Annotated in this window: 15 protein-coding genes; 8 read left to right on the forward strand and 7 right to left on the reverse strand. The window is 71.0% G+C overall.

Going from position 1 to position 14,146, the window contains the following annotated elements; genetic code table 11:
* Window positions 1-25 precede the first annotated feature (25 nt).
* Window positions 26-259 carry a preprotein translocase subunit TatA gene (locus FZP69_RS06815; protein ID WP_152040583.1) on the forward strand — a complete coding sequence of 78 codons (234 nt, stop codon included), beginning with the start codon at window positions 26-28 and terminating at the stop codon, window positions 257-259.
* 25 nt (window positions 260-284) lie between these two features.
* On the opposite strand, the gene FZP69_RS06820 is transcribed toward FZP69_RS06815, so the two are convergent.
* From FZP69_RS06820 to FZP69_RS06830, 3 genes are all read right to left on the reverse strand, one after another.
* On the reverse strand, window positions 285-755 hold the full coding sequence (locus FZP69_RS06820) for a DUF302 domain-containing protein (RefSeq protein ID WP_152040584.1): 471 nt from the start codon (window positions 753-755) through the stop codon (window positions 285-287).
* A gap of 109 nt (window positions 756-864) precedes the next feature.
* Window positions 865-1,428, reverse strand: coding sequence for a CPBP family glutamic-type intramembrane protease (locus FZP69_RS06825; protein WP_394350155.1), 564 nt, complete (start codon window positions 1,426-1,428; stop codon window positions 865-867).
* A gap of 133 nt (window positions 1,429-1,561) precedes the next feature.
* Complete coding sequence (locus tag FZP69_RS06830; RefSeq protein WP_152040585.1) at window positions 1,562-1,849, reverse strand: DUF5789 family protein; 288 nt, start codon at window positions 1,847-1,849, stop codon at window positions 1,562-1,564.
* 202 nt (window positions 1,850-2,051) lie between these two features.
* Between FZP69_RS06830 and FZP69_RS06835 the strand changes: the two genes are divergently transcribed.
* Window positions 2,052-3,077: a DUF7139 domain-containing protein gene (locus FZP69_RS06835; RefSeq protein ID WP_152040586.1), complete on the forward strand. Its 1,026-nt coding sequence runs from the start codon at window positions 2,052-2,054 to the stop codon at window positions 3,075-3,077.
* A 183-nt stretch (window positions 3,078-3,260) separates the two neighbouring features.
* Here the strand turns inward: FZP69_RS06835 and FZP69_RS06840 are convergent, their stop codons facing one another.
* Genes FZP69_RS06840 through FZP69_RS06850 form a run of 3 tightly spaced genes read right to left on the reverse strand, consistent with a single transcriptional unit; the run spans window position 3,261 to window position 5,913 of the window.
* A complete protein-coding gene (locus tag FZP69_RS06840; RefSeq protein WP_152040587.1) occupies window positions 3,261-3,719 on the reverse strand; it encodes a Mut7-C RNAse domain-containing protein in 459 nt (152 codons plus the stop codon).
* A gap of 5 nt (window positions 3,720-3,724) precedes the next feature.
* A complete protein-coding gene (gene polX, locus FZP69_RS06845) occupies window positions 3,725-5,479 on the reverse strand; it encodes a DNA polymerase/3'-5' exonuclease PolX (protein ID WP_152040588.1) in 1,755 nt (584 codons plus the stop codon).
* The gene (locus FZP69_RS06850) at window positions 5,476-5,913 is read right to left on the reverse strand and encodes a DUF5788 family protein (RefSeq protein ID WP_152040589.1); all 438 of its coding nucleotides are present in this window, start codon (window positions 5,911-5,913) and stop codon (window positions 5,476-5,478) included. The genes polX and FZP69_RS06850 overlap by 4 nt, the downstream gene beginning before the upstream one ends.
* 395 nt (window positions 5,914-6,308) lie before the next feature.
* On the opposite strand from FZP69_RS06850, the gene FZP69_RS22425 reads away from it, so the two are divergent.
* The gene (locus FZP69_RS22425; RefSeq protein ID WP_192918491.1) at window positions 6,309-6,482 is read left to right on the forward strand and encodes a hypothetical protein; all 174 of its coding nucleotides are present in this window, start codon (window positions 6,309-6,311) and stop codon (window positions 6,480-6,482) included.
* Window positions 6,483-6,792: 310 nt separating this feature from the next.
* A complete protein-coding gene (locus FZP69_RS06855) occupies window positions 6,793-8,178 on the forward strand; it encodes an alkaline phosphatase family protein (RefSeq protein ID WP_152040590.1) in 1,386 nt (461 codons plus the stop codon).
* A gap of 5 nt (window positions 8,179-8,183) precedes the next feature.
* Here FZP69_RS06855 and FZP69_RS06860 read toward each other — a convergent pair whose 3' ends face one another.
* Window positions 8,184-9,281 carry a tubulin/FtsZ family protein gene (locus FZP69_RS06860; RefSeq protein WP_152040591.1) on the reverse strand — a complete coding sequence of 366 codons (1,098 nt, stop codon included), beginning with the start codon at window positions 9,279-9,281 and terminating at the stop codon, window positions 8,184-8,186.
* 100 nt (window positions 9,282-9,381) lie between these two features.
* Here FZP69_RS06860 and FZP69_RS06865 point away from each other — a divergent pair, with 100 nt between their 5' ends.
* The 4 genes from FZP69_RS06865 to FZP69_RS06880 are packed head-to-tail and all read left to right on the forward strand — an operon-like array spanning window position 9,382 to window position 14,144.
* The gene (locus FZP69_RS06865; RefSeq protein WP_152040592.1) at window positions 9,382-9,855 is read left to right on the forward strand and encodes a DUF7310 family coiled-coil domain-containing protein; all 474 of its coding nucleotides are present in this window, start codon (window positions 9,382-9,384) and stop codon (window positions 9,853-9,855) included.
* The gene (locus FZP69_RS06870) at window positions 9,852-10,448 is read left to right on the forward strand and encodes a DUF7311 family protein (protein ID WP_152040593.1); all 597 of its coding nucleotides are present in this window, start codon (window positions 9,852-9,854) and stop codon (window positions 10,446-10,448) included. The genes FZP69_RS06865 and FZP69_RS06870 overlap by 4 nt, the downstream gene beginning before the upstream one ends.
* Window positions 10,445-12,427: an ATPase, T2SS/T4P/T4SS family gene (locus FZP69_RS06875; RefSeq protein WP_152040594.1), complete on the forward strand. Its 1,983-nt coding sequence runs from the start codon at window positions 10,445-10,447 to the stop codon at window positions 12,425-12,427. The genes FZP69_RS06870 and FZP69_RS06875 overlap by 4 nt, the downstream gene beginning before the upstream one ends.
* 1 nt (window position 12,428) lies before the next feature.
* On the forward strand, window positions 12,429-14,144 hold the full coding sequence (locus tag FZP69_RS06880) for a hypothetical protein (protein ID WP_152040595.1): 1,716 nt from the start codon (window positions 12,429-12,431) through the stop codon (window positions 14,142-14,144).
* The last annotated feature ends 2 nt before the right edge of the window (window positions 14,145-14,146 follow it).

A 14,146-nucleotide genomic window follows, 5' to 3' on the forward strand; every position in this document is an offset into this window, starting at 1 on the left:
AGTCGCGGGTGCCGGACCGTCGCGCATGGTCCCGCTGTTTCCCGGCGTCCCCGGCGGTCCGGAACTCCTCGTGATACTCCTCCTGCTGGTCGCGCTCTTCGGCGTACCGATCGTGATCGCCGTCCTCGGCTGGCAGTACCTCGCCGGCGACGACGACCAGATCGAAGCGCTGGAAGCCCGAGTGCGCGACCTCGAATCGGAACTCGACGAGGCGGACGACGACGAGTCGCGGGAGCGAACTGACGGATCGCAGGAGTGAGCAGGCGAATCGCGGGTGCCGGGGATCAGTCGTCGGCCGCGGCCTCGGCGGCCGTGTCGAGGTTTGCCCACGCCTCCTCGACCAGTTCGCCCGTCGTGGCGACGATGTCGGCCATCTCCTCGTCGTCGGGTGCCATCCCGACGAGTCGGGCGATGCGCATGATGCTGACGTGGTACACCTCCTGCACGCCGGGTTCGGTCTGCCAGACGACCACGTTGCAGGGGACGAGTCCACCCAGTTTGTTGCCGGTCGCGTCGAGCGCGCGGTCGGCGACCTCGGGGTTGCACGCGCCGAGGACGTAGTAGGGGTCGCGGTCGGCACCGATCTTCTCGTTCAGCAGGTCGGAGAGCGAGAACTCTACCGCGGTGCCGAACCCCGCCCGCTTGAACGCGTCGCGGACGTGGTCGATCGCCTCCTCGTGTTCCATGTGGAGGGTCGCGCGGTGTTCGCCGATGTCGTCTCCCGTGAGGACGGCCGGATCGATCGGAAGTGTCATCCAACGTCGGTTCGTCTGCGAGCGACGAAAAGGTATGGTAGTGTGGCGACAGAACAAGACCCTCGCGGGAGCGGGCTGGTGGTGACCGTCCCGCGGTCGTGCCGCGTCCTCAGAGTGGGATGGGGAGGAACGACAGCCACTCGAGGACCCGCTCGGGCGGAATGAGCGGTGGGTGGAGGACGAGCCAGTCGAGGAGCGCGAGCCCCAGCCCGTGGGCGACGATCGAGGGGAAGATGGAGTTGGCGTCGTAGTCGACGGCCCCGAAGAGGACGTCCGTGGGGCCCGACAGCAGGAGTTCGATCGGTGGCTTGCCGACGTGGTGGAGGGCGTACACCACGGGAGAGATGAAGACGCTCTTGAAGCCGATCTCCTCGCGGACCCCCACGCAGAGGAGGCCGCGGTAGTACGTCTCGGCGGCGATCACGACGACCAGCTGCTGGAGCGCGTGCGGGACGAACGCGCCGAGCGCCGTCGACGTCTCCCACATCGGGTAGTACGCCCGGATCGTGGGGAGCGAGGAGCCGACGAGATAGAAGGGGAGGACGAACAGCGCGACGAGCACGGCGTTGCGGACGGCGCGACGGTCGATCCGCCAGCCGAGGTGTCGGCCGTGCGTGACCGCGAGGGCGGCCGGGAGTGCGATGAACACGACCGCATCGCGGAGGACGCGCATCGTGAGGTCCCCTCGCGGGACGTTCCACGCGCTCCAGAGCACCGAGAGGAAGATCCCGGCGAGCAGCGTCCGCTGTACCCACGAGAGGTGTTCGAGCCGCCCGAGCGAGAACCGTTCGAGTCGCGTCACGCCCTCACTCGGTCTGGACGGGCCCGTTCCCGACGGCGTCCTCGACGGCCGACACGAACGACTGTCGCCCGTCGAAGTAGGTCACGTCGACCGACTCGAGCACGTCGGCCAGCGTCTGCGGGCCGCCGGGGGTGCGGACGACGCTCTCGCCTTCCTTCTCGACCACGCGGCTCTTCTCGTGGGGCCAGGTCAATCGCGAGGCGATCCGGGCGAGCGGCTGTCCCTCGACGGCCTCGCGCTCGCCGAGTTCGACGACAGGTCCCTCCTCCGCTTCGTCTTCGTCGTCTGCCATGCGAGTCGCTTGGCAATCGCCGACATTAATCCCTTCCCTTCCCGTCCGTGCCTGTCGACTATCGTCCCGTCCGTTCCCGTCGATCCGTCTCGCCCGTGGCTGTCGATCCGTCCCCACCCCGCTCGGCCGAACAGCCGACGGCGTCGGTGTCATGCGACCGTCTGACGTAGCGTTTTGTGTACGGGCAGTGTATCACGGGCGTATGACCAGTCTCTCGGAGGTGTACACCGGGGAGGGACGGTCGGGCGAACACCGCCCGGACCTCCGGCGGCTGTACGCGGGTGTGGGCCTCTTCCTGGCCGGCGCACTGCTCGTCCTGAGCGGCATCCTCGTCGCGGCGACCGACGTCCTGTACACGACTGCGACGGCTCAGGGGATCACGAACGGCCGTCACGTCGGCGGCGTCCTCGGCGGGATCGGCGTCCCGGCCGTCTTCCTCGGCGTCCTGACGATCCTCCCCTCGAAAACACGGACGCGCGCGGCCGCCGTCGTCGGGGCCAGCATCGCCGTCCTCGGCGTCGGCATGTTCTGGCACGCCTACCCGTGTCAGTGGTCCGGGTCGAACTGCGGCGCGGGGTTGATGGATCTCACTCTCCCCACCGTGGGCGTCTACTTCTTCGGGCTCATCACGACGTTCTGGTGGCTCTTCGTCGGCATCGCCAACTTCAAGACCCGCAACGCTCCGGGCGGCACGGTCCGGATGGAGGTCACCCGACAGGGAGAGACGAAGGTCGTCGAGATACCGAAACCCGGTGCCGGCAGCGTCGGCCTCTTCGGCTCACAGCCCGACGGCGGCGTCGAGACGCAGACCGGCACCGAGGGGACCGGCGACGGTGCCTCGTGGAGTTCCGCGATGTTCTCACCGACGTCGTCGTCCTCGCCGTCGCCCTCGTCCTCGTCGGCGGGAACCGCCACGTCGTCGCACTCGTCTTCGTCGTCTTCGTCGTCGACCCCCCGCCGGGCACAGGCCGCCTCGACGACCGCCTCCGACGGCGGTGCGTCCTCCTCTGACATCCGCTCCCCACTGGACGGGAGTGGCGACGACGGCACGGAGTTCCTGTCCAACCCGGGCGACGAACCCCGACCACGACAGGTCGGCGACACCTACTGCGGCAACTGCCAGCACTTCGACTACGTCCGCACCGACGCGGGCATCCAGCCGTACTGCGGTCTCCACGACGAACTGATGGACGACATGGACGCCTGCGAGGAGTGGACGCGGCGCTGAAGACGGAGGCGCGTCAGGTCCGTTTCCGACCCGCTTTTCACACGTTTCTGTCACGAACCGTGTCCGCGTCGAACGCTGTTCCTGTGACGACGTGTCCCTCGACAGAGACGTCGGACGCCGAGTGACTCTGGCTCGCCCGACGCACCGACGGTGGCACCGGGCTCACACTGAAGCGGTGAACCCTCACAGCCCCGCGATCCGCTCCCGCACGTCGTCCCAGTGGCTCCCCTTCCAGAACACCTGGCCGCAGTCACGACAGCGGTAACACGCCGTGTCACCGGGGTCGGGCGCGTAGTCGGGGACGTCCCCGTGTTCGTCGATCGCGTCGACCGGACCGTTGCACCGACCGCACCGCGCGGGCGTCCCCGCGAGCGACAGCTCGAACCCCGCTGATCGGAGTTCGCGGAGCTGGTCGTCGATCTCGCGCGCGTCGATGCGGACGCTGCCGGGGACCCGCGCGGCCAGCTGCCGGTCCCGCGTGAGGAGCGCTCTCCCCTCGGATTCGGCCACGGCGCGGAGGTCGTCGTCGGCCTCGATCCCGCGGTCGAGCGCGTACGCCGCGTCGTAGCCGCACATGCGGAGGTATCTGGCGAGCTTGCCCAGCATGGCGTCGAGGAGGAGTCGGTCGGACGGGTCGGCCATCGGCGTCAGTCCAGGTCGAGGAACCCACGGAGGTCGCCCACGCTCGCGGTGTTGAGCACGTCCGCGGCCTCGGCCCACCCCCGGCGCGCCGTGTGGACGCCGTAGCGGGCGTAGTCGAGTTCGGCGGGCGCGTGCGCGTCGGTGTTGACGACGACGCGTGCCCCCGCCTCGACGGCGGCGCGGACGCCCGGGCCCGGGAGGTCGAGCCGATGTGGGTTCGCGTTCACTTCCAGCGCCGTCCCCGCCTCGGCCGCGGCTTCCGCGATGCGCTCGTAGTCGAGTTCCAGCCCCGGTCGGCGATTCAACAGCCGGCCGCTCGGGTGGCCGAGCACGTCCACCTCGGGGTGTTCGACCGCGCGCACGAGCCGCTCGGTCGCCGCCTCGCGCCCCTGGTCGAGCGCCGAGTGGGGTGAGGCGACCACGACGTCCAGCCGCTCGAGCAGCGACTCGCCGACCGAGAGCCCGCCCTCGGCGTCGACGTTCGCCTCCACGCCGTGGAACACCTCGATCTCGACCGTGTCGGCCGCCTCTTCGACCGCGTCGGCCTGCTCCTCGAGTTCCGCGTCCGAGAGACCGACGCCGCCGACCATCCCCGGACCGGTGGCGTGGTCGGTCACCGCGTGGTAGTCGTACCCCCGCTCTTCGGCTCCGGCGAGCATCTCTGCGATGGTGGCGCGTCCGTCCGACCACTCTGTGTGGGTGTGGAGGTCGCCACGAATCTGATCGGTCGTCACGAGCGCCGGGAGGTCGTCCGCCGCCGCCGCGGCGATCTCACCGGTGTCCTCTCTGAGCTCGGGTGGGATCCACGCGAGGTCCAGCGCCGCGTACATCTCCTCCTCGGTTGTGCCTGCGACCCGCTCGCCGACACGCTGACCGGCGTCGGGGTCGTCGACGCCCGAGACGTCGAAGACGCCGTACTCGTTCATCTTCAGGTCGCGCGCGATGGCGCGGTTGCGGAGCGAGACGTTGTGTTCCTTGCTCCCGGTGAAGTACTGCAGCGCCGCCCCGAACTCGTCGGGGACGACGACGCGGAGGTCGACCCGGGTCCCGTCGGCCCGCACCGACGCCTTGCTCGTCCCGCTCTCGATGACGCTCGTCGCGTCCTCCCAGTCGGTGAACGCCGCGACGACGCGCTCGGCCGCCGCCGAGGCGACCAGCACGTCCACGTCGCCGATGGTCTCGCGCCACCGGCGGATGGAGCCGGCGACCGCGACGTCGCCAACGGCGTCGTGCCCGTCGAGGTGTGCGAGCACGTCGTCCGCGACCGGGCGTGCCTCGCCCAGGAGCGATCGCTCGCGCGACTGCCGGGCGAATGGGATGTTCTCGAGGATGTTCTCCTCGGTCTTCTCGCCGAACCCCTTCACCTCGCGGATCTCTTCGTTGCGAGCGGCGGCTTCGAGGTCGTCGAGCGTCTCGATACCCAGCGCCTCGTAGAGGCGGCCGACGGTCTTCGGACCGACGCCCTCGACGCGTGTCAGGCCGGCCATGTCGACCGGGAGGGCCGCGCGGGCGTCCTCCAGCTCCTCGATCTCGCCGGTCTCGAAGTACTCTATCACCTTCGATGAGATGGCGTCGCCGACGCCGTCGATCTCCGCCAGCGCCGCCTCGCCCTCCGTCGCGACGTCCTCGATCGGTCGGGGGTACTCGCGGATGTTCTCGGCGGCTCGCCGGTAGGAGTTCGGTTTGTACGAGACGTCCTGCGCCTCCAGCAGGTCGGCAAACTCCTCGAACAGCCCCGCGATCTCGTCGTTCCGGCTCATCGTCGGTTCGGTTTGTTCGCGTCCTCTCTCCCCAGCGCCTGCCGGAGGAACTTCATCCACCGCTTCTGGTCGGCGGCCTGCTGGGCCTTGGCCTCGCGTTCGAGGTCCGTCGGGCGGAGCTGTTCGAGGGCGTTCAGTGCCCGGTCGATACCGACGATGCTCTCGACGAGCGTCTCGCCCTCCTCGTAGGTGACCTCGTTTCGCTCGATCCGCTGGAGGCGTTGCAGTCGCTCGCGGCGGAGGTTCTTCTTCGCACGCTCGACCCGATCGTGCTCGCCGGGCGGAATGGTGTCCCGTCGTTTGATCTCGAAGACGAACTCCCGGAGGTTCACCTCCTCTCCCTGGACCGTGATCCGGTCGGGGATGTCCGCGCCGACGGTCGCGCCCTCCCGGTTGACGCGCTCCAACAGCTGTTTCTGCTGGTACTCTTTCACAGTCGTCGTTGTCGGGCGGCGGACTTTGGTGTTGCTCCTCCGGCACGGCCGACCAGCGGGGAAACGTCCGGCGTCTCCGAGGTGAGACGGCCGCCGTCTCCAGCGCGTTCCGTCCGAACCCGCCGTCGCGACGACTCCACCGGATGCGGTATCTCGGGCACGTCTCGGTGTGGCGAATCGTGACTGCCGTGCCGACGGGATTCGCTGTCGATCGCACATCGGGTCTGGCAACAGCCGGCGGTGTCGTCTCCACCGTACAGGGCACGGGACGCGTTCCGGTCGAAGCGCGGACCGGTGTGGACTGCTTGAAGAGCCGGGACGTGTAGCGGGCGCATTCTGTCCGCGTTTGACGCTGGAGAAGACACTTACCTCGAGCCGGTGTTCGATCGGACGGTATGGTACACTGCCCCGAGTGTGACGGCGAAATCGCCGACGAATCGGACGTCGAGTTCGTCGACCTCGACTCGAAGATGGCCGGACTCTTCAGATCCTCCAAACGGTTCTACGTCGTCGCGTGTAGCGACTGTGGCGCCGCCATCGGAAGCGGTGTCGCCGGTGGCGGCGGCTGAGAGCCGGTCACTGGCCGCGTCACCGTCTTCGAACGCTGCTCACGACGCCCAGTCACCTCTCGGCTGTTCGTCGATGCGGGTGTGAACACCCGATCTGATCGCCTCGGGTGCGCGAGCAGAGCGAGCGCACCGCTCCTCACGAAACGCCCGGACGAAAACGTGCCGTGACTCGCGCCCGGAGGCGCTCGGGAGACGACCTACCCGGTCGCGACTCCAGGCACCGACCTCCCGTCTCTCTCCGAGAGCCGCGACGTCTCCGGGCCGCTGACAGAAAAGAACCTTCTTGTGTCCCTCCTCGGAATGGGTCGGTATGGGATTGTTCGACCGATTGCGCGGGACCGACCACCCGCGCGTCGCCTTCATCGGAATCGACGGGGTTCCGTTCACGCTCCTCTCGGAGCACCCCGACGAGTTCCCGAACGTCGCGGCGCTCATCGACGAGGGGAGCGCCGGCCCGATCGACAGCATCGTTCCCCCCGAATCCAGCGCCTGCTGGCCCGCGCTCACGACCGGCGTCAACCCCGGTGAGACGGGCGTCTACGGCTTTCAGGACCGCGAGATCGGCTCGTACGACACGTACGTCCCGATGGGCCGCGACGTGCAGGCGACCCGGCTCTGGGACCGCGTCAGCCAGGACGGTCGCGACGCCACCGTGCTCAACGTCCCCGTCACCTTCCCCCCACAGCGGAACGTCCAGCGCATGGTGTCGGGCTTCCTCTCACCCTCGGTCGAGAAGGGCGCGTACCCCGACGAACTCCGCGACTACCTCCAGTCGATCGACTACGCCATCGACGTCAACGCCAAACTCGGCCACAAGGAGGACAAGACCGAGTTCATGGAGGACGCCCACCGCACCCTCGACGCGCGGTTCGAGGCGTTCAGCCACTACCTCTCCCAGGACGACTGGGACCTCTTCTTCGGCGTCTTCATGACCACGGATCGGGTCAACCACTTCCTGTTCAAGGATTACGAGCGTCTGAAGCCCGGTGCGACCGGCGACACCGAGGGGCTGAAAGAGGAGAACCGCGAGCTGTTCCTCGACTTCTACCGGCAGGTCGACGAGTATCTCGGGGAGATCCGAGCGATGCTCCCCGACGACGTGACGCTCGTCGTCGCCTCCGACCACGGCTTCACCTCGCTCGACTACGAGGTCAACTGCAACGCGTGGCTCCAGGAGAACGGCTGGCTCTCGTACGACGACGACGACCACGAGGAGCTCGGCGACATCGCCGACGACGCGCGGGCGTACTCGCTCATCCCCGGCCGGTTCTACGTCAACCTCGAGGGGCGCGAACCCCGCGGCTCGGTGCCACAGGAGGAGTACGAGGCGGTCCGCGACGAACTCAAATCGGAGCTAGAGGCGTGGGAGTCGCCCGACGGCCGGAAGGTCGCCGATCGGGTCGTCGAGAAGGAGGAAGCCTTCCGCGGCGACCACGACGAGATCGCCCCCGATCTCGTGATCGTCCCGAACCACGGCTTCGACCTCAAGTCCGGATTCAAAGAAAAGGAGTCGGTGTTCTCGCAGGGACCGCGCAACGGGATGCACTCGTTCGACAACGCGACGCTCCTCGTCGACGATCCCGGCGTCACGGTCGAGGACGCCGACCTGTTCGACATCGCGCCGACGATCCTCGACCTGATGGAGCTCGACTTCTCCCGCTCCGCGTTCGACGGCGGCAGCCTCGTCCAGCAGTGAGCTGATCAGGTGAGGTCGTCGAGTTCGTCGACGGCCCACCCCGACGCGCCCTCCGAGTTCGCGGTCTCCGCCACGGCCGTGGGGTCGGCCTGTGCCTCGCGTGCACGCTCGAAGAAGCGCTCGACCCGCGGGGTCCGCTCGACCCCACTCAGGAGGACGAGCGACGCGATCTTCCCGGTGGCGAGCGGGAAGTCGCCGCCGCGGACCTGCATGCTCCCCGTCTCGTCTTCGACCCAGCGTCGCGCCCGTTCGACGCCTTTCCGGGGGATCGCCTCCGACCGGCCGGCCACGACGACGAGCGCCGCGTCCGCCGTCGTCGCGTCGGGGACGCTCGTCCCCGTCAGGAGCGCCCGCCGGGCGGTACTGGTGACGACCGAGACGTTCTCGCCGGCGTCGGGCGCGGCGGTCGCGTCCGCGTAGCCGACCGCCGCGAGCTGGCCGTTGCGCAGCGTGTTGACGATCTCCGAGGCGTCGACGACCGACTCCGCGACCTCCTGTCCGGTATCGACTTCGCCGGCGGCGAGCAGGAGCCCGAGCCGGCGTGCGATGGCCTCGTTGATGCGGTCGTAGCCGTCACCGAGGCTCTCACCGCCCTGTCGGAAGGCGTCGTTGTCGACGAGAAGCACCGCGTCGGCCTCCCGGGCGAGCGTCTTCAGCGACCGGCCCGCGTTCGCCTGGTAGAGCGCCCCCTCGTCGCGCCCCGGGAGGACGCCGATCGCGTAGACGGGGCGGTCGTACACCCGTTTCAGCTCCTGTGCGAGCACCGGCGCACCTCCCGAGCCGGTGCCCCCACCGAGCCCCGCCACGAGGAAGATGGCGTCCACCTCGGACCTGACGGTGACGGCGTCGAGCACCTCGTTCGCGTCCTCGCGCATCACCTGTGCGCCGAGTTCGTTGTCGCCCCCGACGCCGTGGCCGGAGACACGGGACTGTCCGACGAGGAGTGACTGGACGGCTCGTGGGAGGGACTGGAGGTCGGCTGTGGCGGTGTTGACCGCGTACGCGCCACGGACGGCACCGTGTCCTCCGGCGGCATCGAACGCGTGGAGGGCACTGACGAGCTTTCCGCCCGCCTGACCGACCCCGATCAGGACGGATCTCATGCTTCGAGCGTGTAACTATCAGTGCTTCATCCTTTCGATCCGTCAGATTCGACCGGTTCTTCCCGAGCGTTTATGTGGGAGAACGCGGCCACCCGGTCGCATGACCGACGACCTGACACGCCGGCTGGAAGCGGTCGAACGGGCGGTGACCGACGGCCACACAGACCTCGCGGGTGTCGCCGACGACGCCGCGGTCGCCGACCGGCTCGCCGCGGTCGAGCGACGGCTCGACGACGTCGAGACGCGACTCGACGACCTCGACGCGACGACGCAGGCGCTCCGCGGCTACCTCGGCGGCGTCGACGGCGTCACGGAGGACGTCGAACGCCGTGCCGACCTCGCACTGGCGAAGGCCGAGGCGATCGAGGCGGCCGTCTTCGACGACGACGACGGGCTCGCCGTCGAACGGCTCGACGCCGGCAGGCAGAGGCCGGCTATCGACACCGACGACGACGAGGACTCGTCGACCGACCCGACCGGGTCACGGGAACCGACCGACAGCGCCGGCGGATCGGGACCGATCGACAGCGAGACGGCCCGTTCGCCGGTGGACCGCCTCCGGGACGTCCTGTGACCGCCGTCAGGACGCTCCTCACCGTCCTCGTCGCGGCGGCGCTCGTCGGTGCCTCGCTCCCCGCCGTCGACGACGCACGCGAGCAGCGGACGGCGATGCGGCTCGACGCGACGGCCACCCAGCTGTCGGACGCGGCCGCCACGCTCGTCGCCACCGACGATCCCGTCCCTCCCGGTGAACGAGGGGCGGCCAGAACGGTCGTCGTCACGATCCCTCGCGCCGGGTTCGCCGCCGCCCGTGCCGACTATCTCTCCGTCGGCGGCCTCCCCGGCGTGACAGCCCCCGCGACGATCGGCTACCGGGTCGCCGGGCAGCCACCACGACGGGTCGACGCTGGCGTGGCGTTCGTCACCGGCCCGGAGCCGCTCGTCCTCCCGCCCGGTCGCCACCGTCTCCGGCTGACGCTCGTCCGGACCCCGTCGGGGGTCGGCGTGCGCGTCCAGCCGGCGTTCCGCGAGTCGGGGCGGTCGGCACCTGCGACGCGGACGAACGTGTCGACGGCGACCCCGACGGATACGACCGAAACCGGTCGGCCGGCGCGGACGCACGAGCCGAACGTTCAAGTAGGAACACGCGGCCAGCGCGGTCCATGATCCACTCGCCCCTCGCGACGCTCTCGACGACGCTCGGAGTCGCCACGCTCGACACGGACGACGCCGCGTGCCGCTGTGACCCGTCGTTTCACGACCCGGCCGGAACGACTGGCGACCGCGGCACGGAGCTCCACGTCGACGCGTCGGACTGTCCCGGCGGCGGTGCTCTCGCCACGTCACCCGACTGTCGGGCGACGGCCGTCGACGCGCTGACCGAGCGGGACGTCGACGTCGTCCGCACCCGGGCCGGTGGCGTCGAGCGAACGTACCCCGCCGCTGCCACCGCGTTTCTCGTCGCCGCGGGTCGCTTCGTCGAGCAGGTGGAACACCACGACGCGGGGCTCGCCGCGCGGGCGACGCGCGATCCGCTGGGGGCCGCCCACGAGGCGACCGGCCGGGCGGGGCCGGTCGCACGCATCGCGGCCGAGACGGGGCTGGCACTCGGTGCTCAGCGGGCCCCGGACGAGGACGGCTACGAATCGGTGCTCCGGGCGTTCATCGCGCCGACGGTCGCCCGCTGTGACGTCGCCGTCGAGCCGCCCGCCGGGGCGACGCTGGTCGAGGGGTGGGAACTCGACTCCGGTGCGGCCGTCCGGTTGTACGACGTCCCCGAGCGACGCTCGGCGGGCGATCAGACGCGGTCTGCTGACGTCGACGGTGGCCGACGCTACCACCTCGTCCCCGCGTGGACGCGACTCGACGAGGACGCACTGGCGACGCTCGCTGCTGCCCGTCGACTGCTCGCCACTGGTGGCGTCGAGGGGGGCCAGCGTGCGCCGGGCCGGGCGGTCAGACGCGTCGCCGCCGACGACGATCCCGTCGACCGTCTCGCGGCACTCCTCGCGAAACACACGCGCGGCCACGGGGTACTCGACGACCTGTTCGCCGACACGCGCGTCACGGACGTCTCCGTCACCGACCCGGTGGCCGACAACCCCGTCCGCGTGGTCGTCGACGGCGAGCGGCTGCCGACGAACGTCAACCTCTCGCCGGACGGTGCGGCGGCGCTCGCCTCGCGGTTCCGTCGGGCCTCGGGACGGGCGTTCTCGCGGGCGACACCGACGCTCGACGCGACGGTCGAGACGTCGAACGGCCACCGGGTCAGGGTCGCCGGGGTGGCGCCCCCCGCGAGCGAGGGACTCGGCTTCGCCTTCCGGACGCACGACGAGACGGCCTGGACGCTCGCACGGCTCGTCGCGTGCGGGACGCTCCCGGCAGCCGCGGCGGGACTGCTCTCCGTCGCCGTCGAGCGCGGCGCGGCGGCGCTCGTCGCGGGACCGCGCGGTGCGGGCAAGACGACGGCCCTCGGGGCGCTCCTCTGGGAGCTCCCGGCGTCGACGCGGGTCGTCGCCGTCGAGGACACGCCGGAGCTCCCCGTCTCGGCGCTGCAGGCGGCCGGTCGAGACGTCCAGTCGATCCGGACCGCCCTCGACGACGGGGCGGTGCTCTCGCCCACGGAGGCGCTCCGTGCAGCACTCCGTCTCGGTGACGGTGCGCTCGTCGTCGGCGAGGTGCGCGGCGAGGAGGCGGCCACGCTGTACGAGGCGATGCGCGTCGGCGCGGCCGACGGGGCGGTGCTCGGCACGATCCACGGCGTCGGCGGCGACGCCGTTCGCGACCGAATGGTCACCGACCTGGGCGTCTCCGAACGCGCCTTCGGCGCGACCGACCTCGTCGTGACGCTCACGGCCCGCGCGGGGCGGCGCGTGACGCTCGTCGAAGAGGTGCGGCCGACGGCCGACGGCGTTCACTTCGTCCCGCTGTTCGAGACGGACGGGGTCGACGGCGACGGCGACAGTGCGGACCACCTGCTCCGGGCGACGGGCGTCGTCGACCGCGGCGAGAGCGCGCTCGTCGCAGACCTCGCCGCGCCCGACGAGTCGTACGCGGACGTCCGCGGGCATCTCGACCGTCGCGTCGCGGCCATCGAACGTCTCGCGGACGCCGGACTCACGGACCCGGACGACGGGGGGTACTGAGATGTCGGCGACGCTGGTCCGGACGACCCGTGCGCTCGCCCGGCTCTGGCCCGCGGACGTGACCGACCCCGATCCGGCGCTCGAACGGCAGCTCTCGTTCCTCGGCGTGCCGCTCTCTGCGGCCGACGTGCTCCGCGCCGGCTACGCCGGCGGTGCTGTCGTCGCGCTCCTCGTCGGGACCGTGGCCGTCGCGGGCGGCGTCGTCACCCACCTCGCCGTCGTCGTCGCCGCGACCGTCGGGCTCGCGGTCGTCCACGGCGTCCACCGGACGCCCGCCGCGCTCGCCGCCGTCGAACGGACCCGGGCGCTCTGTGCGACGAGCGACCTCGTCGGGCGCGTGGTGCTCCACGCGCGGATCACCGGTGCCGTGGAGCCGGCGGCCGTCTTCGCCGCCAGAACGGGTGAGGGTCCGCTCGCCCGGAGTCTCGACGACCACGTCCGCCGTGCCGCGGGCGTCCCGGGGAGCGGGCTGGAAACGTTCGCGGCCGCGTGGCGGCCCTGGTTCCCCGCACTCGACCGGGCCGTCGAACTCGTCACGACGGCCGTCGACGCCCCGTCCGGGGAGCGCCCGGCGCTGTTCGACGCGGCGCTCGAAACCGTGGTCGACGCCACGCACGAGCGTATGGCGTCGTTCGCCGCCGACGTGCGAGGACCAGCCACCGCCGTCTACGCGTTCGGCGTCCTGCTCCCCCTGGCGCTCGTCGGCGTCCTCCCCGCCGCCCGCGTCGCCGGGACCGGCGTCTCGCTGACCACGCTCGCCGTCGTGTACGACCTCCTGCTCCCCACCGCCCTGCTCGCGGCGTCGGCGTGGCTGCTCGTGCGCCGTCCCGTGACGTTCGCGACGCCGTCGGTCCCCCGGGACCACCCCGACGCACGAGTACCGTGGTGGCGTCCCGTGATCGCGGGCGTCGCGACGGCGGGCCTGTGCTGGCTCGTCGCGACCGCCCTCGTCGGTGCGTGGGCCGCCCCCGTGACGGGGGTCGGGTCGGGGATCGGTGCGGCACTCGTCGTTCGGTTCCACCCCGCCGTCGGCGTCCGCGCCCACGCCCGAGCGATCGAGGACGGTCTCCCCGACGCGCTCGCGGTCGTCGGCCGCCGGGTTCGCGACGGGACGTCGGTCGAGGCCGCCGTCGCGGCGACCGGTGCGGAACTCTCCGGCGAGGCGGCCGAACTGTTCGCCACGGCGTCGGGGATCCAGCGACGCCTCGGCGTCACGCTCCGGGAGGCGTTCTTCGGCGAGTTCGGTGCCCTCTCGACCCTGCCGAGCCCGCGGACTCGAGCGGCCGCGGCGCTGTTGTCGGTCGCGGCCGTCGAGGGCCGACCGGCCGGCGACACCGTCGTCGCGATGGCCGATCAGCTCCGTTCGCTCGAACGCGCTGAACAGGCCGGACGGCGCGAACTCGCGGCCGTGAGCGGGACGCTCGCCAACACAGCCGCCGCGTTCGGGCCGCTCGTCGGAGGGGCGACGGTCGCGCTCGCCGCGCGGATGGCACGCGTCGAGGCCGGACCGACCGTCGGCGACGCCTTCTCCGTCCCCGGGCTGGGAACCGTCATCGGGGGGTACGTCCTCGTCATGGCGGCGACACTGACCGCGCTGGCGACCGGGCTCGAGTCGGGGCTCGATCCGACGCGTCTCGGCTACCGCGTCGGCGTCGCGCTCGTCCTCGCGGCCGTGACGTTCCTCGTCGGTTTCGTCGCCGCCGGCCTGCTGGTGTGAGC

Source organism: Salinigranum salinum (assembly GCF_009176545.1).
Classification (GTDB): domain Archaea; phylum Halobacteriota; class Halobacteria; order Halobacteriales; family Haloferacaceae; genus Salinigranum; species Salinigranum salinum.

Excerpts from the sequence above, each read along its gene's own strand:
- FZP69_RS22425 (WP_192918491.1), top strand. The coding sequence starts at position 6,309 with ATGGTACACTGCCCCGAGTGTGACGGCGAAATCGCCGACGAATCGGAC.
- polX (WP_152040588.1), bottom strand. The coding sequence starts at position 5,479 with ATGAGCCGGAACGACGAGATCGCGGGGCTGTTCGAGGAGTTTGCCGAC.
- FZP69_RS06865 (WP_152040592.1), top strand. The coding sequence starts at position 9,382 with ATGACCGACGACCTGACACGCCGGCTGGAAGCGGTCGAACGGGCGGTG.
- FZP69_RS06875 (WP_152040594.1), top strand. The coding sequence starts at position 10,445 with ATGATCCACTCGCCCCTCGCGACGCTCTCGACGACGCTCGGAGTCGCC.
- FZP69_RS06830 (WP_152040585.1), bottom strand. The coding sequence starts at position 1,849 with ATGGCAGACGACGAAGACGAAGCGGAGGAGGGACCTGTCGTCGAACTC.
- FZP69_RS06880 (WP_152040595.1), top strand. The coding sequence starts at position 12,429 with ATGTCGGCGACGCTGGTCCGGACGACCCGTGCGCTCGCCCGGCTCTGG.
- FZP69_RS06825 (WP_394350155.1), bottom strand. The coding sequence starts at position 1,428 with ATGCGCGTCCTCCGCGATGCGGTCGTGTTCATCGCACTCCCGGCCGCC.
- FZP69_RS06855 (WP_152040590.1), top strand. The coding sequence starts at position 6,793 with ATGGGATTGTTCGACCGATTGCGCGGGACCGACCACCCGCGCGTCGCC.
- FZP69_RS06835 (WP_152040586.1), top strand. The coding sequence starts at position 2,052 with ATGACCAGTCTCTCGGAGGTGTACACCGGGGAGGGACGGTCGGGCGAA.
- FZP69_RS06815 (WP_152040583.1), top strand. The coding sequence starts at position 26 with ATGGTCCCGCTGTTTCCCGGCGTCCCCGGCGGTCCGGAACTCCTCGTG.
- FZP69_RS06840 (WP_152040587.1), bottom strand. The coding sequence starts at position 3,719 with ATGGCCGACCCGTCCGACCGACTCCTCCTCGACGCCATGCTGGGCAAG.
- FZP69_RS06860 (WP_152040591.1), bottom strand. The coding sequence starts at position 9,281 with ATGAGATCCGTCCTGATCGGGGTCGGTCAGGCGGGCGGAAAGCTCGTC.
- FZP69_RS06820 (WP_152040584.1), bottom strand. The coding sequence starts at position 755 with ATGACACTTCCGATCGATCCGGCCGTCCTCACGGGAGACGACATCGGC.